Source organism: Acetobacter senegalensis (assembly GCF_001499615.1).
In the GTDB taxonomy this organism is placed as follows: Bacteria; Pseudomonadota; Alphaproteobacteria; order Acetobacterales; family Acetobacteraceae; genus Acetobacter; species Acetobacter senegalensis.
Genome location: NZ_LN606600.1, coordinates 60,574 through 83,185, shown reverse-complemented (window position 1 = coordinate 83,185; position 22,612 = coordinate 60,574). Strand labels below are relative to the sequence as shown.

Sequence of the window (22,612 nt, the reverse complement as noted above, 5' to 3'; positions counted from 1 at the left end):
TCAATCAGCCATCCTCCAGATGAAGCAACAACGAAATAGCAAGACACAACCCGGCGACTGTGGGTGCCCAGGCCGCGAGTACGGGGGGAAGGGCGCCGGAGTTACCAAACTGCTCTGCAACTTTTGATACTGTGAAAAGCAGAAATCCCGCTGCAACGCCAGACCCGATCATCTGCGCAACGCCACCTCGGCGGGTTGGGCGCATGGAAAAACCGGCGGCAACCAGCGCCATGGTGCCCGCCAGCATGGGCAACGCCAGCAGGGACTGGAAGTGAATTCTATGACGAATTGAGGAAAAACCTGAGCGATCCAGCAGCTTGATAAAGCTGGGAAGCGCCCAGATGGAGAGGGTCTCGGGCGAGGAAAAACTTTCCTGCACGCGGCTGACGGTCAGATCTGTCGGCAGATTAAATTGCCCGACAGAACGGAGAATGTCGTAAGGTCGCACGGTCTGGGCATTTTGCAGCACCCACGCGCGGTCTCCCAGATAGCCTTCCGGAGATTCGATTCGCAGCATCAGTTTGTCGTTATGGTCGAGCCGGAACACGCTGATCTCACGAATACGGATAATGTTGTCCTTGCCCAACTGCACACCGCGGGCATGGAGAATGGCCACGCCGTGAGGATCATACTCCGCATCTGACTGCCGCAGCCAAAGGGAGCCACTGGACAGGCTGAGTGGGCCGCCCCCGGTGCGGAGATATTGCTGATCCAGCTCTTCCGCCCGGCGGTACATGGTGGAGGAAACGGGGGAAATAATGCCGGTGGCTGTAGCCCCAATCAGCATGGCGCAGGCCAGCGGACCTGCCAGAAACTGCCAGGCCGAAATGCCCGCCGCACGGGCCACAATCAGTTCGGAAGAGCGGGTTAACCGCCAGAAGCAGACAATGCCCCCCAGCAGGATGCCAAAGGGCAGGATCTCAATGGCGAAGTAGGGAACGTGGAGGGCCGCAATTTCCGTCACCACATTGGTGGAGACATCTGGCTTTGTTGCCACGCGGCGCAGCAGGTCAATGAAGTCAAAAAGGCACACAATGCCTGTGAGCGAGGCGATCATGGCCAGCACGGAAAAGACGAACTGGCGCGCGATGTAGAGAGAGAGCGTAACGGAAACAACCATGATGGCGCGTTTTTCCCTCAGGCCGAGCGGGTCTGGCTGCGGCCAGCCCGGAATTCCGCCCCGAACAGGATAGCCGAACAGACAAGGCCGGGCAGAAGGGCAACAAGGGGGATGAGCGGAATGAGTGCCATATTACGGCTGGCGAGGTTTTGCAGCAGAAGATTGATGGCAAGCAATCCCACCACACTCAGCACCGCAGCCAGAGGACGTTTGATATTTCCGTGGCGGGAAAAGACACCGCGTAGCACGGCAAACAGGCCGACCATGGCAAAGGAGAAGCAGGTAAGGGGGGAGGTCAGCCTGCGCCAGCCCTCAACCTTGAATTTCCCTGTATCGCGCGCGGAGACTTCCTGCGGGTTTGGGTGAAGCAGTTCGTGCAGGGACATCTCGGCAGCATCGCGGAAGCGGGCGTCTTCCTGATGGGTGGAAGACAGGTCCATGGAATCCTGTTGGAACACCAGCATGTCGAGCCGCCCCGTTTTATGGTCAATCACCTGACGGGAGCCGTCATACAGCACCACGCGCGGCGTGTCGTTGACGATCATCATGGTGCCGTGGTTGGCCAGAATGGTGGCGCGACGGTCCGGCTGGCGATCATCCTGCACAACAATGCCGTGCAGCGTACCATCATGCGTGCGGGACCGGATATAGACCGTCATGACATCCGAAACCTTGGTGAACACGCCCTCCTGCAACATGAAGGCGGCCATTTTGTTGCGGATCTGGAATTCATACTGCCGGAAGGCATGGTAGGAATGGGGGACAATCCACAGATTGAGCAGGAACCCCGCAAAGGTGGCCATGATGGCGCAGGCCAGCCCCGGTCGCGCCAGCGCAAAGGGGGAAAGACCGGCTGCCCGCATAACCGTCAGTTCCCGGTCGCCTGCCAGACGTTGGTACACGAACAGGCTGACCACAAACGTGGTGATGGGGAGCACCACAGCCACAAAGGAGGGAATGAGCAGGCTGGTGAGTTCAATAAACACCCGCAGAGACAGCCCGCGGTCCACCACCAGAGAAACAAAACGGAGGGATTGCATGAGCCAGATAAGAGCCGCCAGCCCTCCTGTTGTTGCCAGAAGGGCGACCAGAAGCTGATGAAACACGTAGCGGTCCAGAGTAGGAACGCGGGCCTTCAGCCAGGATGAAAATGAACGGGCGGTCATGTGCCTTATCTACGCCCTCCTGTGGCAAGGGCAACACCCCCTGGCCAGGAAGATGTGCGGGAAAGGAGGGGGTGTAGAGACGAGATGAGGCTTTAACGTGGCGTTAGCCTGTCAAATGGACAAAAAATTATTTTCCTCCGCACGACAGGGCCCCAACGGGAGACTCTGCCGTGGTAGAGGAAAAGACAGTTTCAGAAATCAGAACTCTTCATAAGTGTCAGGATTTCCACCTAGACGATTACCGGTGTTGAGCGTGGCAATCTCGGCCATATCGGTTTCATCCAGAGTGAAATCGAATACTTCCAGGTTGGCGCGCATGCGGTCCGGATTGCCTGATTTGGGAATGGGAATGATATCAAGCTGGGTCGCCCAGCGCAGCATGATCTGGGCCGGGTTGCGGTTATGTTTTTCGGCAATCTGGTCAATGACAGGATTTTTCATCAGGTCTTTGCCAAGGGGGCGCCAGCCTTCAGTCAGAATGTTGTGGCGTGTGTTGAAGGCCACCAGCTCTGTCTGTGGAAAATCGACATGGATTTCAATCTGGTTGACGGCGGGGGTCACGCCGGTTTCCTGAATAAGGCGTTCCAGATGAGCCGGCTGGAAATTGGAAACACCTATGGAGCGGATCTTGCCGTCTTTCTGAGCCGCAATCATGGCTTTCCAGCTTTCCACATACAGATCTTTTGCCGGAAGCGGCCAGTGGATGATGTAGAGATCAACATACTCCATGTTCAGCCGTTGCAGGCTGGCGTCCAGCCCGCGGAGGGCGGCGTCATATCCCTGATCGGCTCCACGAAGCTTTGTTGTCAGGAAAATATCCTTGCGATCGATTTCTGAGGCCTGAATGGCATTGCCAACACCAGTTTCGTTTTCATAGCTCGCTGCCGTGTCAATCAGCCGGTAGCCCGTAAGGAGCGCGGCCTGCACGGCCGTTTCTACTTCCTGATCTTTCATGGGGTAGGTGCCAAAGCCCATGGCAGGAATTTTGTGGCCATCGTTCAACGTCAAAAGAGGTGCGGTGGGCATTACGTCTCAAACCTTTCCGAGCGTGCAAAAGCTGCCCGTGCCTCAGAAAATCACGCTCTGGGGCAAGGGCAGCGTCTCTTTTGCCAACGTGTGGGGGAGTGAAACGTTCCAGCCCCCGCCTGACGTGAAAGGGGGCTTGGAACGCTGCTGAAACAGCCTTTCCGGGAAGGGATCAGAACAGCAGGATCACCCCTGCGGAGCCGGAATTGTCGCTGTTGCGATTGGGGCCGTGGGCCGCGGACTCTGTATGGGCAAATTCCCCAACAAGGTTCAGCCAGTCTGTCAGGCTGTAATAAGCGGCCCCAACTTCAGACTGGTTGCGGCGCACCAGTTCCGTGCTGTTTTCGCCGGGTGCCTGATACAGGTTACTGACACCGTAGCTGCCAACCAGCTTGAATTTCTTGGTGAAGTTATACATGGCCTGCACGTAATAGCCCTCTGACGCACGCTTGCGCCCGTTGGCCGCAATGCCGTCAAAGAACAGGCCGGTGGTGCCAAGCCCGCTGCCACGGTAGTAATAGGCCACGCCCTGAAAGCCGTGATAGGTGAATTTGGTGCCAATTTCGCCCGCTTCCGCCATGGCCCCCCGACGTCCGCTATCTTCTTCCGTCAGCAAGGTGCTGGTAAGGGACTGCTGATGCTGAATCAGGAAGCTGGCCCAGATGCGGGTCTGAACGCCGCCAATCTTGAAATCATATGTGCCTTTGCCCTGCACCATGGGGGAGGAATGCTGTGTGGATTCCGCTGAATAGCCACCACCGGCAAAGTTGAATTCATCCAGCGGCTGAAACACACCCACTGAGCCCTGAAAGCCGTGATAGGTGGGGGACACGTAGGAAATCTGCGGAATCCAGTCGGCATAGACATAACCTACGCCAATGCGGCCCAGCGATGTATTGCCGGGAGCAGCATTGCTGCCGGTGGAGCCCACGCTGAGCAGGGTCGCATCGTTCAGGATGGCGTCGCTGCCAAAAATAGCGAGGTCTCGGCCAACCTTGAATGTGCCCACGTCCTTGTTGCCGAAGGTGACGTAAACCTGTCGCAGATCGATCCCGGCTGTGCCCAGCCCAACCGGGCTACCACCGGTATTGGCGTTGAACGCGCCATTCTTGGCGTTGTTGATGCCTGGATACATGCCCACCACGGCAGACATATCAATGCCAGACTGCGTAGTGCTCAACTTCAGGATAAAGCCTGCGGGCAGCAGGCCGTTACGCACAGCCGAAGAGTCAAACCCGCTGGAACCGGTGGAGACACCGCCCGCCACAGGTCTGCCGCCAGCAGGGCTGTTGTACGTGTAGAAACCGTTGATAAACCCGGAGAGATTGATGTCTACCGGACCAGCCTTGAAAGTCAGCCCCTTGCCGGGCACGTATTTTGCCACGCGCACGATACTGTTGCTGTTGAGGGCATCCTGCGTGGAGAGCATGGCCTGCTGTGCGGAGCGGGCACTGGCTTCCGCACGGTCTGCGGCCTGCTGGGCGCGCAGGCTGGCGTTGTCTTCCGCACCCGGATCAAAGCGGATGCCATCTTCATATCCCGCCTGAACCGAGTGTGTGACATGCGGCGTAACGTGATGGGCACCGCCAGTGGAGGCTGAGGTATGCACGGCATGGGCCGGGCCGCTGCTCCGCTGGGCGGGGGCAGCCGTGTGGCGTAAATGCTTTGAGAGCAGCGTATCGTATTCGTGCTGGGTCAGGCTGCCTTTGGCGCGCAAAATATCCAGCAGATCGCTGTAATCATCGGCCAGAGCCGCAGGAGCTTCAAAAAACGGCACGCAGGCGGAGGCAGCAAGTAAAAGAGTGTAAAAAGCGTGCTTCTTCGACGCCATGAATATCCGCTCCTTGGAATGGAACTCTCTCTGTGGAAGAAGCGGGGGGCTTGCGTCAACACCTTCATGACAGGTGTTTTTGGCGCAGGAGAGGGTTGTTTTTTCTGTATATTCAGGAGGATGGCGCTTCCCATTCGGGTGGGGAGCGCTGCGTTTTCAGGGCGCGTGATGAGCTCTCGGTTGGATCAATTGGAAGCAGGGTAGGGAACGAAATATTTAAAAACAAGGAGTTGCGAGAGTATTGTTTTGATCAAAAAATGTTATAACAGAACGAGATAATCCTGCTTTTGTTCTATGGTCTTATCAGTAATGATGAGGTGAGATATGTGCAGATTATGGATTGCCAATCTGAATAAAGTTTGAGGGCGTTCTAAAAACGCCCTTTAGCGATGGTTGCAAAGAGAAACTATCACGAAATTTTTATCTCGCTTTTAGCCCGGAATAACGCGGTGACGCACGACTTCCCCAATAATGACCAGCGTCGGGCTGATCACATTATGGGTGGTTGCAAGGTCAGGCAGCGTATCCAGCGTGCCAGTGAAGACACGTTGCTGCGGGGTTGTGCCCCGTTCCACAAGGGCAGCGGGCCAGTCACCCGGCAGGCCGTGCGTTTTTAGTTGAGTGCACAAAAAGGGCAGCATGTTCAGGCCCATGTAGATCACAACCGTCTGGCTACGCAGGGCAATGGTTTCCCACGCCAGTTCAAGTGTTCCGTCCGCGCGGGCATGGCCGGTAATGAACAGGCAGGCCTGCGCGCAATCACGGTGGGTAAGCGGGATGCCTGCATACGCTGCACATCCATTGGCAGCGGAAATGCCCGGCACAATACGGAAGGGAATGCCCGCTTCCATTAGGGCTTCCATTTCTTCCCCACCACGCCCGAAAATGAACGGATCTCCGCCCTTCAGGCGCAGAACACGTTCCCCAGCTTTGGCGCGGCGCACCAGTTCATTATTGATCTCTGTCTGCGGCAGAGTGTGCCGGTTGCGGCGCTTGCCCACAAAAATGCGCTCGGCATCCCGCCTGACATAATTGAGAATCTCGGGGCCGATGAGGTTGTCATACAGCACCGTATCGGCATCCTGCATCAGCCGGAGGGCTGCAAGGGTCAGCAGGTTCGGGTCACCGGGGCCAGCGCCAACCAGCCAGACTTCGCCCTTGAGCGTATGGCCATCAAGAAGGCGCTCTAGTTCCTGCTCGGCGCCAGCCATGTCACCATTGAGGGCAAGGTGGCTGCCGCGTCCGTCCAGAAAGCGCTCCCAGATTTGCCGTCTGTCTGATGAATTGGGGAGCCTGTCGCGCAAGGGCAGGCGCATGGCCTGCATGAAGTCCGCCAGTCTGTGCAGCCCTGCAGGAAGAATTTCTTCAATTTTTGCCCGTAGACGGCGGGCAAGCACAGGGGCCGCACCCCCTGTTGAGACAGCAACCTGCACCGCGCCGCGGAGGGTGAGGGCTGGCGTAATGAAGCTGGAAACGCCGGGGTCATCCACTGCACAGACTGGCACATTGGCTTGCTGGCACAGTGCTGCCACTGCCCGGTTCAGCCCGGTATCATTGGTGGCGACATACACAAGCCGGCAACCGGGCAGGCGCCCGGCCATATCTGTCGGCGTAACATCCATCTGTATGTGCGTGATCGCGCCGTCTTCAGCCAGAGTCTGAAGTTCCGGGCTGAGGGTGGGGGAGAGGACTTCCACCTTTGCCCCGGTAGGAACAAGGAGCTGTACCTTGTTGGCCGCCACATTCCCGCCGCCGACCACAAGCACGCGCGCGCCCTCCAGATGGAGGACAACAGGGAACCAGCCAGATTTCTGTGAGGGAGGTTGCATAAGATAAGGAGCAAGCAGTCTTCACGCCCGGATGCAAGAGTGCGTTTTCTCCGTAAGCGCACTTTTTTCATTTTTCTGCACGTCTGGAGGGCTCTTGCCATGATAGAGCCCTGATAACAGACAAGAGAAAGCGCCGTGCGGGCCTGAGCGCCGCGAGAGTGGAGGAGCGTGAAGAATGTGCTGCCAGATGCCTTGGGGTGAGAAAACGGTCCCCACTACCTGTTTGCCGTGCAGGGTCTGAGGCGCATGAAAGAACAGCTTGCCATTATGGTGCCAGACAAGGATCTGCCCCGTTATGCAGGGCATCCCGTCCGGTTTCTGCTGCGGTACATGCGGTGCAGGGGCTTTGCTCATTGCATGGTGTTTGGCGCAGTGGCGGCCGCTATTGGGTGTTCGGTCATGTCCTCCTACGGCATCCGGCATCTGGTGGATATCATGACCAGCATTCCACACGGCGCGCCCACCAAAGCCGCGTGGGGTGCCGTTGGCCTGCTGATTGGCCTGATTGTGGCGGATAACCTTTCATGGCGTGTGGCAGGCTGGTTTGCATCTGGCACTTTTGTGGCGGTTACAGGTGATATCCGGCAGGATCTGTTTCGTTTTCTTACGGGGCATTCTCCCGCCTATTTTGCAGACCGTATGCCGACATCGCTGGCAACCCGTATCGCCACGGCAGGCAATGTCAGCTTTATTATTGAAAACATGCTTGCGTGGAATGTGCTGCCTCCTGCGCTGAATGTGGTGCTGTCCGTTACGCTCATGCTGTCCGTCAGTTGGGTGATGGGGGCTGCTACCGTCATCACAGCTTCTGGTCTGTGTTTTCTCATGTTCCGGCTGGCGGTGCGGGGGCGATCCCTGCACGGGCTGTATGCGGAGGCCGCGGCCGGACTGGAAGGCGAGACGTTGGACGTCATGGGCAACATCGCGCTTGTGCGGGCATTTGGCATGCGCTGGCGGGAACGCCAACGCTTCAATGCGTTGGCTCAACGGGAAATGGGGCAGCGGCTCAAGTCTCTGCGTTACATGGAACGCCTGCGGATGGTTCACGCGGCCCTGACTGCCGTTCTCACAACTGGGTTGCTGATCTGGGCGGTGTTGCTGTGGCAGTGGGGGCAGGCCACTGTGGGGCAGGTGGTCATGGTCATTACGCTGGGGTTTGCCATTCTGCACGGCACGCGAGACCTCGCCATGTCTTTGGTAGAAACCATCCAGCATAACGCCCGGCTTTCTGAAGTGCTGTCAGCGCTGCTGGTGCCGCATGACATGCCTGATGCTGAAGACGCCACCGAGATGGAAGGGCCAGTGAAAGGCGATGTGGCCTTTCGGGATGTGGATTTTGCCTATCCTGGTGGGACGGCTGTGCTGTCGGATTTCAATCTGCACATCACGGCTGGCAGCCGCGTAGGGCTGGTGGGGCGGTCTGGTTCAGGCAAAAGCACCGTGCTGGCGTTGTTGCAGCGCCTGCGTTTTGTGCAGTCTGGCAAGATCCTGATAGATGGGCAGGATATTCGCGGTTTGACGGATGATGCGTTGCGCGCTTGTCTTTCCATTGTGCCGCAGGATGTGTCGCTGTTGCATCGGTCCGTGTTGGAAAATATTCGGTATGGCCGACCGGATGCGACGGATGAGCAGGTGCGCGCTGCAGCCATGGCGGCGGGATGCGCCGGATTTATTGAGGCTATGCCGGAGGGGTTTCAGACCATTGTAGGGGATCGGGGCGTAAAGCTTTCGGGCGGGCAGCGCCAGCGTATTGCCATCGCGCGCGCCTTTCTACGCAACGCACCCATCCTTATTCTGGATGAAGCCACCAGCGCACTGGATACGGAAAGCGAAGAGCATGTGCAGAAGGCGCTGGACCGGCTTATGATGGGCCGAACCGTGATTGCCGTGGCACACCGGCTTTCCACCTTGCGGAACTTTGATAGAATTGTCGTGATGCAGGACGGCAGGATTGTGGAAGATGGACCTCCCGCAGTGCTGGAACAGCAGGATGGTCCTTACAGGTATTTTCTGAGCAAGCAGGTAGCGCACGCATGATATTGCAGGATGAAGCTCTTACTCCCCTTACGGAACGGCGGACTGGCCGGGGAGCCCTTGCGGCCTACGCCTATGAGCAGATACGCGAACGGCTTATTCACAGCCAGTATCGTGGGGGGGACCGGCTGGTCCTGCGGCCGCTGGCGGCCTCTCTCAAGCTCAGTCCGACGCCGGTGCGTGAGGCTCTGCTGCGGCTGGTGTCCGAACAGGCGTTGGAACTGGATGAGCGCAATACGGCGCGTGTGCCTGTTATTTCCCGCGCGGTGTTTGTGGAAATCCATGCTCTGCGGGCAGATATTGAAGAGCGACTGGCCCGGAACGTGGCAGAGCGTATTACGCCAGAGCAGATTGCCGCGCTGGAAGAATGCCATAACGACTTCATCCGTGCGTATGAGGCTGGAGACCCGCATGGCACGGCCGTTGCTAACGCGGCTTTCCATAGTGCGGTGGCAGACTTTGCCAGCCTGACGCTGACAGCAGGCTTCATGCACGGGTTATGGACGCGGATCGGACCGATCTATGCAGCGGCCAATGGTCTGCCGGACATTAGCCCGGCGGATAAAAATCACCCGCATCTGCAATTATTGTCGGCCTTTCGTGAGCATGACGTTACAAAAGCAGCGGAAGCCATGCGGCGCGATTTTGCACAGGCTCAGTCCTGGCTGGAGCCGTTACTGCCGTCATAAGATGGCGGGCGGGTGTCAAATTCTGTCCGGCCTCTATGGCGGAACAAGAGGCCACCCGTTTTCGCGCACTAGATGGCCGACCGGATTGAAAAATCCGTTCTGGCTATTTTTGCTGTAGCGGCAGAGCGGGACGTTAATTTTTAAGAATGAAAAAGCCAGCAAAGGAGGTCCCTCTGCTGGCTTTTTCATAAACACTCATGCCCGTGTCTGCTCAGGCTGGTTTGGCCTTGGCTTTATCCGGTGCAGGCTTGGCAGGGGCTGCCGGTTTGCCGTCTGTCAGGCCCGGAACTTCCACATCAATTTCCAACGTGGAATATTGCGCACCCCGATCCAGTTTGATCTGAACCTTGTCCTGATCAACGGCAACATGGCGTTTGATCACTTCCATGATTTCGCGGTGCAGTTGGGCCAGCAGATCGTCCTTGCCATCCCCCACGGAAATACGTTCATGCGCCAACAGGATCTGCAAGCGATCCCGCGCAACCGGAGCGGAAGAGCGGCGCTTGAAGATGTTGGAGAGGAAGGAGCTCATGCAACTCTCCTTTTGAACAGCCAGTCAAACAGGCCTTTGCGTTCGGTCGGAATGGTCACTTCCAGTTTTTCACCATTCAGGCGGCGGGCTGCATCCGTGTAGGCACGGGCGGGCGCGCTGTCCGGCTCGGCAATGGTGACGGGTGCGCCTACGTTGGAAGCACGCAGAACGTCCCCGCTTTCCGGAATGATGCCCAGCAGCGGGATGGAGAGAATATCAAGCACGTCATCCGTGCCCAGCATGTCTCCCTTCGCGGCGCGCTGCGGATCATAGCGGGTGATGAGCAGGTGCTTCTCCAGCTTCTCGCCCTTTTTGGCTTTGGCGGTCGTGCTGTCGAGCATACCGATGATGCGGTCACTATCACGCACGGAAGACACTTCCGGGTTTGTGACAATCACCGCCACATCGGCATGATACATGGCCATCTGTGCGCCGCGTTCAATTCCCGCCGGGCTATCGCAGATAACCCAGTCAAACTTCTTGCGCAGTTCATCAATAACCTTGGCGACACCTTCTGAGGTGAGGGCATCCTTGTCCCGTGTCTGGGAGGCAGGCAGCAGGGAGAGGTTGTCTACCCGCTTATCCTTGATCAGCGCCTGAGCCAGATTGGCATCGCCCTGAATAACGTTGATGAGGTCAAACACCACCCGGCGTTCCGCCCCCATAACCAGATCAAGGTTACGCAGGCCGACGTCAAAATCCACCAGCACAACAGACTGACCTCCCTTGGCCAGTGCGGCGCCCAGGGCTGCGGTTGTGGTGGTTTTACCCACCCCACCTTTACCTGACGTGACGACCAGAACCTTTGACATTCGTCTTATTCCTCTTTCGTCTTAGTCCATTCTTGCCATCAATCAGGGTGTGACGGCCGTGTTGGCGGCAAGATTACAATCTGCGGTCAAAAATGGAATGCAGAATATTCACTCAATCAACATTCTTTTTAAGGAAAATGCCGTAATTATGCCATCGGGTGGAAAGTGAGCGTCTCTCCGGAGAGCACAACCTGCGTGGGTTTTCCGCTCCGTTCAGCGTCCATTTCCTCGGCTGTGGCGTAAAATCCATCAATCGCCACCAGTTCCGCTTCCAGATGGCGGGTGAAAATACGGGCGTCCGCGTGGCCCCCAATGCCTGCAATGGCTCGCCCACGCAGTGCGCCATAAACGTGAATGGAGCCACCGGCAGAAACTTCCGCCCCGGAGGCCACGGAGCCGAGAATGATCACGTCCCCATTCGGCCAGACAATATGCTGGCCAGAGCGGATGGGCTCTTCAAGCAAAAGTGTGCTGGGGGCAGGTGGGACGGGAACATCATCTTCCGGAATATCGATGTTGCCGGAAGACCGTCCACCAATAAAGCTCTCGGGCCAGTTCCATCCGGCAAGGGCGGGCCAGGAGCGGTCTGCTCCTTCAATGCCGATCAGGCGTACGCCCCGCTCTTCCAGCGCCTGTTGCAGATACGCCAGATCCGGGGTCTGGGCGTCCACCAGGCTGAGATCAAGGATGATGGGTTTGCCGGAGAAAAAACCGGCGGAGCGGGCCAGTTGCAGGTCAAGTGCGTGCAGCCAGTCTGCCAGAGGTGCCTCAGGCGTGAGCGTGAGCGCCAGAAAGGATCTGCCAGAAAGACGGATACGGGGAGGGGAGGATGGCGTGCCGGACAAGGGTTGGGGATCTCGCTGGGTAAGGTCAAACGGGATGGCGCAAGGAGTATAGCGGGGAGGCCGATCTGTCGAGCGTATGCCACACAAGCAGGGTGGCCGCGCATATTTGATGATAAAAGATATGATTTATCCTCTGGTGCAGGCGCAGACAATGTCATAAATCTGCGTCATGCGTACCCTTTTTCATCTCCCCATTTCTCCCTATTGCCGCAAGGTCCGTCTTGTGTTGGGCGAAAAACGCCTGCCGTTTGAAGCGATTATTGAACGGGTGTGGGAGGTGCGTCCGGAATTTCTGGCCATGAACCCGGCAGGTCAGGTGCCTGTTCTGGTGGAAGACAATGGTCTGATTGTTCCAGACTCTCACGTGATCTGCGAGTATCTGGAAGAAGCGTATTCCGATACCCCGCTGCTTGGCCGCACGCTGGCTGAGCGGGTTGAAGTACGCCGCCTTGTGGCGTGGTTTGATGGCTATTTTGCTGAAAAAGTGACCAACCGCTTTATTGGCGAGCGTGTGATGAAGCGCCTGAGCGGTCGGGGCAACCCCGATGGTACGGTGCTGCGTGAAGGTTACGCGGCCATGAAGCCGAACCTGAAATACGTGAACCATCTGGCGGAAAACCGGAACTGGCTAGCCGGGAATTTCCTGTCTCTGGCGGATTTTGCCGCAGCGGCCCATCTATCCAGCCTTGATTTTATTGGGGACATAGATTGGTCCCGTATCCCGGCGGTGCGAGACTGGTATGCCCGCATGAAGTCCCGCCCGTGTTTCCGGCCGCTGTTGACGGACCGTGTGGCGGGCATCACGCCGCCCGACTATTACGCCAATCTTGATTTCTGAGCGGCTGGTGACCCGACCTGAACGGCGTGAGGCCACATGGCGCACGCCGGATGTGGTGGTGATTGGCGCTGGCGCAGCCGGGCTGATGGCCGCCTTTACCGCAGCCCGACGTGGCAGCCGGGTTGTGGTGCTGGATCATGCGCCTGAGCCGGGACGCAAGATTCTCATTTCTGGCGGAGGCCGGTGCAATTTTACCAACCGGGATGTCAAACCTGAATGTTTTCTGTCCCAGAACAGGCACTTTGCCCGTTCTGCTTTGAGCCGCTACACCCCAGCGGATTTTCTGGCGCTGCTCGCAACCCATAAAATTCCGTGGCATGAAAAAAAGCTTGGCCAGTTGTTTTGCGACAATTCTGCCAGTGACATTGTCAAAATGCTGCTTGCCGAATGTGATGCGGCAGGCGTGCGCTTGCTGACGGATGTGCGGGTGGCTGACGTCAGCCGTGCCGAGGCATTTCGGGTCAGGACGTCAGCAGGAGAGTTCACGTCTGCTGCACTTGTTGTGGCAACGGGGGGCCTGTCTATCCCCAAGCTGGGGGCATCCGGGTTTGGGTATGACGTGGCACGGCATTTTGGTCTGCCGGTCATCACGCCAGAACCTGCACTGGTCCCATTGGTATTCGGCGCTGGCACGGAAAGCTGGGTAAAGGAACTGGCCGGGGTTTCCCTACCGGTCAAGGCATCCTGCGGCAAAGTGGCGTTTGAAGAAGCGCTTCTGTTTACCCATCGCGGCTTGTCCGGCCCTGCTTTGTTGCAGATTTCGTCCTACTGGCAGGCGGGGCAGCCCGTGCGGCTTGATCTATTGCCTGGGCAGGACAGTGGCCGCCTGCTGGCGGAGGTCAAGGCCAGCAAAGGCAAAATGCGCGGGCCTGCTGTGTTGAGCCGGTGGTTCCCGCAGCGTTTGGCGCAGGAACTGGCGCGCCAGTTCGCGCCTGATCGCCCAGTGGTGGAGTGGCCAGATAAAACCATTCGCGCTTTGGCCGAGCATATTCATCGGCTGGATATGCACCCAACGGGCACGGAGGGCTTCGCCAAGGCGGAAGTCACGCGCGGCGGAGTGGATACGCGCGCGCTTTCCTCCAAAACCATGGAGGCCCAACAGGTGCCCGGCCTGTATTTTATCGGCGAAGCGGTGGACGTTACCGGCTGGCTGGGCGGCTATAATTTCCAATGGGCATGGGCCAGCGGCCACGCTGCCGGGGAAGCTGTAGCCGCGAACCGCTAAAGGCGGCTTGTTTAGGGGCCGCAGGGGGCCACGGCTGCCTTTGTTGGATGTTCCCTCGCCGATGGGTCTTTCGTTCCCCTTGTTAGGGTTGATTTTGGGCTTTTCGTTCTGCGGCCAGTTCTAGTGCGCGGGCGTAAACCGTGCGGCGGGGCAGGCCTGCGGCGGTGGCAGCAAGGGCGGCTGCGTCTTTGACAGAGTGGGTTTCCAGTAGGGAGCGCAGTGTCGTGTCCAGATCATCCGCGCTGGTTTCTTCGGCCTCGGCGGGGCCAAGCAGGACGGTGATCTCACCCCGTGGCGGTGTTTCGGCATAAAAGGCGGCCAGATCAGCTACCGGCGCGCGCCTGACTTCCTCAAACCGTTTGGTGAGTTCGCGTGCCACGGCACAGGGGCGGGTAGGACCAAAAATCTCGGCCATGTCCGCCAGCGTTTCAGCCAGCCGGTGGGGGGCTTCATGCCAGATAAGGGTGGCGGTCAGCCCGGCGCGCTCGGCGGCATGCAGTTTGGCGAATGCCTCCTTCCGGGCAGCGGAGCGTGGTGGCGGGAAGCCGACAAACATGAACGGGTGCGGGGGCAGGCCGGAGAGCACCAGCGCCGTTAATGCCGCATTGGGGCCGGGAATGACGGTCAGCGGAATATCGGCCTCAATGGCGGCGCGCACCAGCCGGTAACCGGGGTCAGACAGCAAAGGCATGCCGGCGTCGGAAACAAGGGCAATGCGCGTGCCGTTTTGCAAACGCTCTATCAGTGCAGGCACGCGCTGGCGTTCATTATGCTCGTGCAGGGCTTCCGTGCGGGCGGAAATGCTGTTTTCGGAAAGCAGGCGGGCTGTGGTGCGGGTATCCTCACACAACACCAGATCAGCTTCCGACAGCGCTTGTGCCGCGCGGGGGCTGAAATCTCCCAGATTACCGATGGGCGTTGCCACCAGAGTCAGGCTGAACGCACGCGGGGCATGACTTGAGGCTTTTCCTTCGCTATGGAGGAGACTGTCCCGGTCGCACTGTGCCTCAGACCGGTTGTTTTCGGAGGACGAACTGGATGATGACACGCGCCTATTCTTTCCTGTCTGGAGCACCCACGGGTGGTCTGACGGCAAACCGCGCGGCGCGCAAGGCCGGAATCGGCTTGTTTTGGGCACAGTGGGGCTTATGCTGGCAGGCTGCGCGGATCAGTCTGGCTCGGCAGGATCGGGCGCGCAGGCTCCAAAAGCAAGCCATAAGGTTGGTGTATTGCTGCCGTTGACCGGCCCTAACGCAGGTCTGGGGCGTGAACTGCTTTCCGGCGCTGCCCTGGCGCTGACTGACACGCCTGCGGCTACAACCGGTTCCACGCCTGCTCCGGCTGAGGGTGCTCCCACCATGGATGTGCACGATACTGCAGGCGCAGGCGGCGCTGCCGCTGCGGCTTCTGCAGCGCTGGCCGCAGGGGATGGCATTCTGCTTGGCCCGCTTACGGCGGGTGATACGGCTGCGGCGGCGCCTGCTGCCCAGAATGCGGGCGTGCCCGTGTTGGCTTTTACCAGTGATGTCTCCCAGGCCCGTGCAGGCGTATGGGTCATGGGCATTACGCCGGAAGATCAGGTGGAGCGGCTTGTCGCACTCGCCCGCAAGGAAGGGCGTCATCGTTTTGCGGCATTGCTGCCGGATAATCCGCTAGGGCACGCGTTGGGGAATGGTCTTGTCACCGCGTGTCAGGATCAGGGGCTGAATGCGCCCGCCATTCTGTATCACACAGGAAGCGTGGACAGCATTACACAGAAAATGCGTCAGCTTTCCTCTTATGACAGCCGTCTTTCCGAGGCACAGGCCGCATCAGGCACCACACCGCCTGCTACCGGTGCCCCTCCCGCAGATGCCGTGGCAGATGCGGAAAAACCTTTGCCATCTGATCTCGCTGCTGCGCTTAAACCGGAAAATGGTGCGGCGACCACGCCAGCGTCATCCGCAACGGCAGGTGCGTTTTCTCCGCCGCCCTTTGATGCCCTGCTGCTGGGTGACACGGGCCTTGGGCTGAAGAACATCATTACCGCCCTGAATGACAGTCAGGTCTCCGCCAGTAATGTGCGCATCATGGGGCCGGGGCTGTGGTCTGCTTTTGCAACAAAGCTGGGTGCCCTGAAAGGCGCGTGGTACGCTGCGCCAGATCCGTCATCACGGCAGAGTTTTGCGAGCCGTTTTCTGGCGCGGAATCACCATATGCCGCGGCCTCTGGCTGATTTGTCGTATGACGCCGCCATGGTGGCCAAAACCGTCTCTCAGGTTGCCCCATCGGGCTACCCCGCAGATGTGCTGACACGGCCGGAAGGGTTTGCTGGGGTGGATGGTCCGTTCACCTTGCAGCCCAATGGACGGACGCGCCGTGCGTTGGGTGTGTTTGAAGTGATTGGCAATGGCAGCGGCGCCAAGCTGATTGCACCTTCCAGCCTGAAAACGGATGTTTCCGGCTAGGGCTTGCGTAAAAGTCAGGCAGAGATTGCTTCTGGCAGAATGAAAAAAGGCGCTTCCTTATCGGGAGCGCCTTTTTCGTTTCCAGCAAGAGGGAGGGAGCGTTACCGCCCAGCTTTCCGCTTCTGTTTAACCATTTGTTCCAAGGTGTGGGTCACTTCCTGCACAACGCCGTCCCACGCGCGGGGAGCTTTTTGACGAATAATGCGCAGTTCCGGATACCACGGGCTGGTTGTCTGATTATGGAGCCACCGCCAGCAATTATCATAGCGGTCCATCATCAGCACGGGTTTGCCGAGCGCACCCGCAAGATGCACGCAGGAGGTATCCACCGACACCACAACATCCAGTGACATGATAAGCGCTGCTGTATCATCCATGCTGTGCAGATCATCTGTCGGATCATACAGAACCATATTTTCCGGCGGGTCCATCATCTGCTCTGCGTAGGGGCCTTTTTGCAGGCTGATAAGGTTGATGCCGCGCACAGAGGCAAGTGGCGCCAAGGTGCTCAGGTTCATGGATCGGCGGCGGTCCACCATGTAGGGGCCCACCAGATTGGGGCGCGGGGCACCGCCCCATACCAGCCCGACATTCAGTTTGCGGTTACGTGGCATAAACCCGGAAAAATATCTCACCTTGTCCGGATCAGCTTTCAGATACGGGACGGCAGCGCCCATAGCATCTTCCGTGGCGGCAAAAACGCGGGGCAGGCTGATGAAGGGGCAATGCCAGTCGTACTCCGGCGTGGAGCCACCAACCTGCACTTCCAACGCTCCGGTTACGCGACGGCACAGATCTCCGAGCGTGTCGGGCACCCACAAGTGAGGAATAGCGCCCCGCCGGGCCAGAGGTTCGATGTAGCGCAGATACATTAATGTATCGCCCAATCCCTCTTCCTGCGTGATGAGAATGCGCTTGTCTCGGATATCCGTGTTCGGCCCCAGAGAAGGCATGAGTTGTTCGGGGGGCAGGCTGGTATGGCCGGGTAGCTTGAAGCGCCATTCATGTTCGGCCCATCCTTGGGCATAACGGCCAGCCTTAAGCAGCGTAATGGAGTGGTTCAGGCGGATTTGCGCATTGGTGGGGCGGTAGGTAATGGCGCGGCGGTAGAAATCCAGAGCCTCTTCCAGTTGCCCCATGCCAGAAAGAACGCACCCGATATTGGACAGCGTTCCTGCATGATCCGGATGTTCTTCCTTTACGGTGTGCAGAACATCCAGCGCTTCTTCCATATTCCCTTTTTCTGCCAGCACCATGGCCAGCAGGTTGGCGGCAAGCGTGTTGTTGGGGCGCAGGGCAACGGCCTCACGCAGAATCTCCAACGCTTCATCAAACTGGCCCATTTGCCCCAGCATGCCACCGAGAGTTTCATGCACGCGGGCATCCTTGGGCGTAAGCTTCAGGGCCTCCCGGCAGACTGGCAGCACATCTTCCCGGCGGTCCAGCGCGACCATGATCTCGCTAAGGTCCTGCAATGGATGCTGGGCCAGCGGGTTCTTGGTGGCGGTTGCGCAGAAAAGCTCCGCCGCCTTCCGGGGTTCGTACGTTCCTGCGTAACACAGGCCAAGAAGGGTCTGCACCTGCGGATCATCCAGCTTGGCGTAAGGGCGCAGAACGGCCAGCATGGGCTCGAAGCGACCGGCTTTTATCTCGCTCAGGGCGCGGCGTAGCGTGGTCTGGTCAGGGTGAGTCTGGGTGGGGGGAGAAGCTTGGCGCGTCATGGTTCTCTTATGTATCGTCCAGATGCGGTGCAGGAAAGCAAAACAGAAGCAGGTATGAAAAAACCCGGCAAAGCGTAACGCCAGCCGGGTTTTTTCAGAATAATGATGGAGGCCCTATCAGGCTGCCTTCATAACTTCTGTCAGGGAGGAGAGAACGTCTGCCGGGTCTTTCTTTTCCAACACGGCAACTTCGGCCACAAAACGTTCCTGCGCGGCTTCAAACAGTTTACGTTCACTAAAGCTGCCGTCCAGGCTGTCCACGTTGCGGCGCAGATCACGCAGTACTTCCGCAATCTGGACCAGATCACCCGAGTTGATTTTTTCCTGATAGGCTACGGCACGGCGTGCCCACATGCCTTTGCTGACATGCGGCTTGCCCTTGATGATGGCCATGGCCTTGTCAACAATTTCGCGTGAGACAATCTTGCGCAAACCGGCCTTGCGGGCCTTTGTTAGCGGAATACGCAGGGTCATCTGGTTGCCGGGGAATGAAATCTGGATCACTTCCAGCTTCGTGCCCGCAATTTCATCAACGCCAATACGGTCCACACGCCCTACGCCGTGGGCCGCATAGACAATGGCGTCACCTTCCTGGAAGGGGTCGTCGTCCTTGATTTTGGTTTTGGCCTGGGCTGCGGTGGTTGCTGCGGCCGTGCGTGCCATTGCATCTGTCACGCCGCCTTTGGGGGTGGTTCTGAATGTGCTCATGATCAAGGCTTATAGCATAAATTCGTGGCCCTGTCTTCCATAACGGCAGAAGGGCCCCAGTGGGGCCCAGGAGTGTTATCGCGTCGCGTTCAGGATTGGATGCCCTTGATGGTGGGCAGCGGCGGCGGAGACGCAAGGCCGGTAGGCTGCACGGCATCAATTTCAATGGTGCGGGCCATGGTTGCCATAGGCAGGGCATGGGGCGTGCTGGCGAAGGGTTCCTGAAGATCATTCGCGCTTTTGTCCAGCACCAGAAAGAGCATACCCACAAGGGAGGAACCCAGTGGCGTAATCCATTCAAGCGTCTGAACCATGGAGATGGGCAGGATGATGCAGAAAATGTTCACCAGTGCACGTGGCAGGGCGGAAAACTGCATGGGAAGAGGCGTATTGCGAATACGTTCCAGACCACCCTGTGCATTGGCGAGATCAGACAGAATGCGGTCTATCTGGCCATGCACGGCACCATCAATGCCTTTCTTGGTGACTTCCTCGGTCACGCCCAGCCCCAACTGATAGAGAATGGCGTTGGGCTGATTGCGCCAGCCTTCAATGCCCTTGGCCATGTTGGGTGGCAGCAGACGTTTGACATCGGCTGAAACATCCACATTCCCCAAAGCGCCGCGCAGGGCATGGGGGTAGGCGGCAATGCCGAACATCAGATCAGGCCGGTCTCCTAACAATGTGCCAGCCTGACGGCTAAAAGAGCGGCAGTTGTTGGTAATAGACCCCCACAAGGTACGGGCTTCCCACCAACGGGCGTAAGCGCTGTTGCTGCGGAACCCCATGAACAGGGCAAGGGCCGAACCAATCAGGGATGTGGGAAGGCTTGGAAGTTCCATCCATTCCTGATGGAACACCTGAAACAGGATAACCACGACACAATCCCATGCAGCCATGAGGAGGAAAACCCCCAGGATCTCTTTGCTGATAATCCGCAAGCCGATCCTTTGGTCAACGATCATCCAGATAGTCTCCGTTATGGTTGGTGTGGTTCAGGGAAGACACAGTAACTAGGAAGGACGCTTACGGTTTCCTGCCTGATGGCGCGCATTCTGTCCATGTTACAGGTTTGTCATGCGTCCGACAGCATTCAGGTCCTCGTTACTTTGCGGGCAAGTAAGGACGCGATGTGACCAGATTTTCCGCTCTCCCGCTACAGTGAAAAAGGTAGCAATGGCTCTTCTTGTTTGGGGCAGGAAGCGCAACGGTGTTGACGGAACGGCCAGCACCATTGACCATGACGGAACGGTTCAGATGGCGAGCAGAAGGGAAAAAGCAGGGTGCCTAATACAGTAAAGACGCGGTCGGAGCATGTATGCCACGGAGGGCGTGTTGGCTTCTATACGCATCAGTCAGACGTGTTGGGGCTGGAAGCGCGTTTTGCCGTCTTTTTGCCGCCGGGAGCAGACGCCCATAACCCCGTGCCCGTTGTGTATGTGCTGGCTGGCCTGACCTGCACGGAAGAGACATTTTTCATCAAGGCGGATGCGCTGGCGGAGGCTGCCCGGTTAGGAATTGCTCTTGTGGCAACAGATACGTCGCCGCGTGGGGCAGGCGTTGAGGGAGAAGACGCCGACTGGGATTTTGGTACAGGTGCCGGGTTCTATCTGGATGCCACGCAGGACCCGTGGCGCAAGCATTACAAAATGGGAAGCTATATTTCTGAGGAACTCCCCCGTCTGGCAGAAGCGCATTTTCCGCTGGATGGCACGCGACGTGGCATCACGGGACATTCCATGGGAGGCCATGGCGCGCTTGTGCATGGGTTGCGCGCTCCCCAGTTCTGGAAATCTGTTTCAGCTTTTGCTCCGATTGTGCATCCCACAGTGGTACCTTGGGGGGTAAAGGCCTTTACCAACTATCTCGGACCAGATCAGGCAACGTGGCGTGCCTATGATGCGGTGTGCCTGCTGGAAGATGGCCATAGCCACCCCGCTCCGTTGCTGGTGGATCAGGGAAAGGCCGATCAGTTTCTGGAGCGTGAACTTCAACCGTGGCATCTGGCAACCGCCGCGCATAATGCCGGACAGGCGCTCACGCTCCGCGAGCACGAAGGGTATGATCACTCATACTGGTTTGTGCAGAGCTTTGCGGCAGATCATGTACGCCACCACGCGGCCATTCTGAAAGCCTGACAGCAAAGCGATGCTTTGTTGAAAACAGTCAGGCATGGCTGCGCGTTTTATGCTCTGGAAGGGTTGTGCACCATGCCTGCCAGAGCGCCGAGCCATTTCAGATATTCTGTAAGCAGCAGCCGCAGGGTATCGCCCTTGAAGGGATGCTCGAGAGCCGGGGGTTTGACGGGATAGGCATACAGGGTCACGCCCGGCAGGGTGCGGCCCAGTTCCAGCATGGCGCGGCGCATGTGGTAGCCAGCAGTCACCACTGTCAGGGTGTAGATATGATTATCCGCAACCCATGCGGCGGTCTCGGCAGCGTTTTCAATGGTTGAACGCGCCTGATATCCCAAGGTGATACGGTCCTTCAGGCTGGCAGGCATGGGGGGCAGAAGATCGTTGCGTCCCGCTTGCGGGTCCACGCCTGAGATAAGCAGTTTTTCAGCCTGATTTTGTCTAAGCAACCGCAAAGACATGTCTATTCTGCCCTGCCCACCCGTAAGGGCTACAATGCCATCTGTGTGTGGAACAGTCTGGGCGGGTTGGAGTGCGTCATAAACAAACCAGCCGAACGTCACCCCCAGACAGATGAACAGCAGTAACCCAAGCCTGACCGCACTGCGGAGCATGCGGCTTGGGCGGGAGCGTCGGTAGTGTGCGGGTTGCTGCCGGGCCGGAGTACTTTTCATGGCATACGGCGGAGCCAGATGCGGACCATGATCTGTGTTGTCATCCAGCCGATAAAGGCGGCAACAAACGGGAGCCCCGCAAGGCCGATCAGCAGATCATGCGGCAACATGTCCGGGAGGGAACGCCAGTCTGGCATGGTCATGCTGGTGGTTTGAAGCGAGGAAACAGCAAACGGAGCTGCCATTCTGAACAGGAAAACAAGTGGCGCGATGGCGAGAAGCGTTCCCAGAATAGCCCCGCCCAGGGCAAGGCCACCGGTGCGTCCGGCAAAGCGACCGGCAATGTAGCTGTCTGTGGCGCCCAGCCCGTGCAGGATTTCAATAATGTCCCGTCGGGTGGAAAGGCCGGTACGGGTTGCAAGCCCCGTAATCATGGCGGCAATACCTCCCACGGTGGCAAGAGCCAGTGCCGCGCAGGCCAGTAGGCTATCCGCCAGCGCACGCAGCCGCGTGCTCCACTCGGCATTATGCTCAACAAATGTGCCCGGCACCTGTGTGTTGAGGGTCTGTTCCAGATCAGCCGGAGGTTCCGCCCCTTTGGGGAGACGCACTTCGATAACGGCAGGAAGAGGGAGCGCGCTGTTGCTGGCGTCCCCCAGCCATGGTGTGAGCAGATGCGCCAGTTCTTCCTTGCTTAACCTGTGAACCTGTGTTCCCGGCGGGAGGTCTGAAAGGCGCGCAAGGACGGCATCGGCGCGTGTTTGCGTTGAGGTGGACGTAACGGAGGACGACCCGGCGGCTGTTTTCTGGGGCGAGGTTGCCGTGGCGGGAGCCGGTTGATCCGGGGCGGAAACCTGAATGGTGAGCAACTGTGCGGCCCCTCCGGCCCAGCGGGCGGACAGCGCGCGGGCTCCCGTGGCACCGGTGAGGGTGAGAGCGGCGAGAAAACTCATCATGGCCACAAGAATGAACAGGCTTCTGTCCGGCAACGCTTCAGAAAGGGAGAGGCCATCCTTGCGGCCGGAAAACGGGAGCGCCAT

The 22,612-nt window shown here is 58.4% G+C and carries 20 protein-coding genes; 6 read left to right on the top strand and 14 right to left on the bottom strand.

All coding sequences use genetic code 11. The features are described from left to right. Positions 1-4: 4 nt before the first annotated feature. The 5 genes from lptG to cysG form a co-directional block, all read right to left on the bottom strand. The gene (gene lptG, locus ASN_RS00365; protein ID WP_006557026.1) at positions 5-1,120 is read right to left on the bottom strand and encodes an LPS export ABC transporter permease LptG; all 1,116 of its coding nucleotides are present in this window, start codon (positions 1,118-1,120) and stop codon (positions 5-7) included. A 17-nt stretch (positions 1,121-1,137) separates the two neighbouring features. Further along, positions 1,138-2,286 carry an LPS export ABC transporter permease LptF gene (gene lptF, locus ASN_RS00360; RefSeq protein ID WP_006557027.1) on the bottom strand — a complete coding sequence of 383 codons (1,149 nt, stop codon included), beginning with the start codon at positions 2,284-2,286 and terminating at the stop codon, positions 1,138-1,140. Positions 2,287-2,484: 198 nt separating this feature from the next. Further along, the gene (locus ASN_RS00355) at positions 2,485-3,312 is read right to left on the bottom strand and encodes an aldo/keto reductase (protein ID WP_006557028.1); all 828 of its coding nucleotides are present in this window, start codon (positions 3,310-3,312) and stop codon (positions 2,485-2,487) included. Between the two features lie 172 nt (positions 3,313-3,484). Continuing rightward, entirely contained in the window at positions 3,485-5,143 is a 1,659-nt protein-coding gene (locus tag ASN_RS00350; protein ID WP_099048270.1) for a porin, read from the bottom strand. Between the two features lie 431 nt (positions 5,144-5,574). Next, positions 5,575-6,972 carry a siroheme synthase CysG gene (gene cysG / locus ASN_RS00345; protein ID WP_058986898.1) on the bottom strand — a complete coding sequence of 466 codons (1,398 nt, stop codon included), beginning with the start codon at positions 6,970-6,972 and terminating at the stop codon, positions 5,575-5,577. Positions 6,973-7,218: 246 nt separating this feature from the next. On the opposite strand from cysG, the gene ASN_RS00340 reads away from it, so the two are divergent. Both ASN_RS00340 and ASN_RS00335 read left to right on the top strand, forming a co-directional pair. Beyond that, positions 7,219-9,009, top strand: coding sequence for an ABC transporter ATP-binding protein (locus tag ASN_RS00340; protein ID WP_058986897.1), 1,791 nt, complete (start codon positions 7,219-7,221; stop codon positions 9,007-9,009). Continuing rightward, the gene (locus ASN_RS00335; RefSeq protein WP_006557034.1) at positions 9,006-9,695 is read left to right on the top strand and encodes a GntR family transcriptional regulator; all 690 of its coding nucleotides are present in this window, start codon (positions 9,006-9,008) and stop codon (positions 9,693-9,695) included. Before ASN_RS00340 ends, ASN_RS00335 begins: the two co-directional genes overlap by 4 nt. Positions 9,696-9,906: 211 nt before the next feature. On the opposite strand, the gene minE is transcribed toward ASN_RS00335, so the two are convergent. The 3 genes from minE to minC form a co-directional block, all read right to left on the bottom strand. Further along, complete coding sequence (gene minE, locus ASN_RS00330; protein WP_006557036.1) at positions 9,907-10,227, bottom strand: cell division topological specificity factor MinE; 321 nt, start codon at positions 10,225-10,227, stop codon at positions 9,907-9,909. After that, a complete protein-coding gene (gene minD / locus ASN_RS00325; RefSeq protein ID WP_006557037.1) occupies positions 10,224-11,039 on the bottom strand; it encodes a septum site-determining protein MinD in 816 nt (271 codons plus the stop codon). The genes minE and minD overlap by 4 nt, the downstream gene beginning before the upstream one ends. Before the next feature lie 146 nt (positions 11,040-11,185). After that, positions 11,186-11,884, bottom strand: coding sequence for a septum site-determining protein MinC (gene minC, locus ASN_RS00320; RefSeq protein WP_058986896.1), 699 nt, complete (start codon positions 11,882-11,884; stop codon positions 11,186-11,188). 169 nt (positions 11,885-12,053) lie between these two features. Here minC and ASN_RS00315 point away from each other — a divergent pair, with 169 nt between their 5' ends. Both ASN_RS00315 and ASN_RS00310 read left to right on the top strand, forming a co-directional pair. Next, the gene (locus ASN_RS00315) at positions 12,054-12,722 is read left to right on the top strand and encodes a glutathione S-transferase family protein (RefSeq protein ID WP_058986895.1); all 669 of its coding nucleotides are present in this window, start codon (positions 12,054-12,056) and stop codon (positions 12,720-12,722) included. Between the two features lie 85 nt (positions 12,723-12,807). Then, positions 12,808-13,947, top strand: a complete 1,140-nt coding sequence (locus ASN_RS00310; RefSeq protein WP_231948529.1) for a BaiN/RdsA family NAD(P)/FAD-dependent oxidoreductase — start codon at positions 12,808-12,810, stop codon at positions 13,945-13,947. Between the two features lie 82 nt (positions 13,948-14,029). On the opposite strand, the gene rsmI is transcribed toward ASN_RS00310, so the two are convergent. Then, positions 14,030-14,995, bottom strand: a complete 966-nt coding sequence (gene rsmI / locus ASN_RS00305) for a 16S rRNA (cytidine(1402)-2'-O)-methyltransferase (RefSeq protein WP_058989023.1) — start codon at positions 14,993-14,995, stop codon at positions 14,030-14,032. On the opposite strand from rsmI, the gene ASN_RS00300 reads away from it, so the two are divergent. Further along, complete coding sequence (locus ASN_RS00300; RefSeq protein WP_231948310.1) at positions 14,964-16,394, top strand: penicillin-binding protein activator; 1,431 nt, start codon at positions 14,964-14,966, stop codon at positions 16,392-16,394. The genes rsmI and ASN_RS00300 overlap by 32 nt on opposite strands. 101 nt (positions 16,395-16,495) lie before the next feature. Here ASN_RS00300 and ASN_RS00295 read toward each other — a convergent pair whose 3' ends face one another. The 3 genes from ASN_RS00295 to ASN_RS00285 all read right to left on the bottom strand — a co-directional run bounded on the left by ASN_RS00295 (position 16,496) and on the right by ASN_RS00285 (position 19,788). Then, the gene (locus ASN_RS00295) at positions 16,496-18,115 is read right to left on the bottom strand and encodes a tetratricopeptide repeat protein (RefSeq protein ID WP_058986894.1); all 1,620 of its coding nucleotides are present in this window, start codon (positions 18,113-18,115) and stop codon (positions 16,496-16,498) included. 117 nt (positions 18,116-18,232) lie between these two features. Then, entirely contained in the window at positions 18,233-18,823 is a 591-nt protein-coding gene (locus ASN_RS00290; protein ID WP_039903072.1) for a CarD family transcriptional regulator, read from the bottom strand. A gap of 89 nt (positions 18,824-18,912) precedes the next feature. Then, positions 18,913-19,788, bottom strand: a complete 876-nt coding sequence (locus ASN_RS00285) for a bestrophin family protein (protein WP_039903074.1) — start codon at positions 19,786-19,788, stop codon at positions 18,913-18,915. Positions 19,789-20,106: 318 nt separating this feature from the next. Between ASN_RS00285 and fghA the strand changes: the two genes are divergently transcribed. Beyond that, positions 20,107-20,961 carry an S-formylglutathione hydrolase gene (gene fghA, locus ASN_RS00280; protein WP_058986893.1) on the top strand — a complete coding sequence of 285 codons (855 nt, stop codon included), beginning with the start codon at positions 20,107-20,109 and terminating at the stop codon, positions 20,959-20,961. Positions 20,962-21,008: 47 nt separating this feature from the next. Here the strand turns inward: fghA and ASN_RS00275 are convergent, their stop codons facing one another. Together ASN_RS00275 and ASN_RS00270 are read right to left on the bottom strand one after the other, a co-directional pair. Continuing rightward, positions 21,009-21,572 carry a YdcF family protein gene (locus ASN_RS00275; protein WP_058986892.1) on the bottom strand — a complete coding sequence of 188 codons (564 nt, stop codon included), beginning with the start codon at positions 21,570-21,572 and terminating at the stop codon, positions 21,009-21,011. A gap of 56 nt (positions 21,573-21,628) precedes the next feature. Then, the gene (locus tag ASN_RS00270; protein ID WP_058986891.1) at positions 21,629-22,612 is read right to left on the bottom strand and encodes a cell division protein FtsX; all 984 of its coding nucleotides are present in this window, start codon (positions 22,610-22,612) and stop codon (positions 21,629-21,631) included.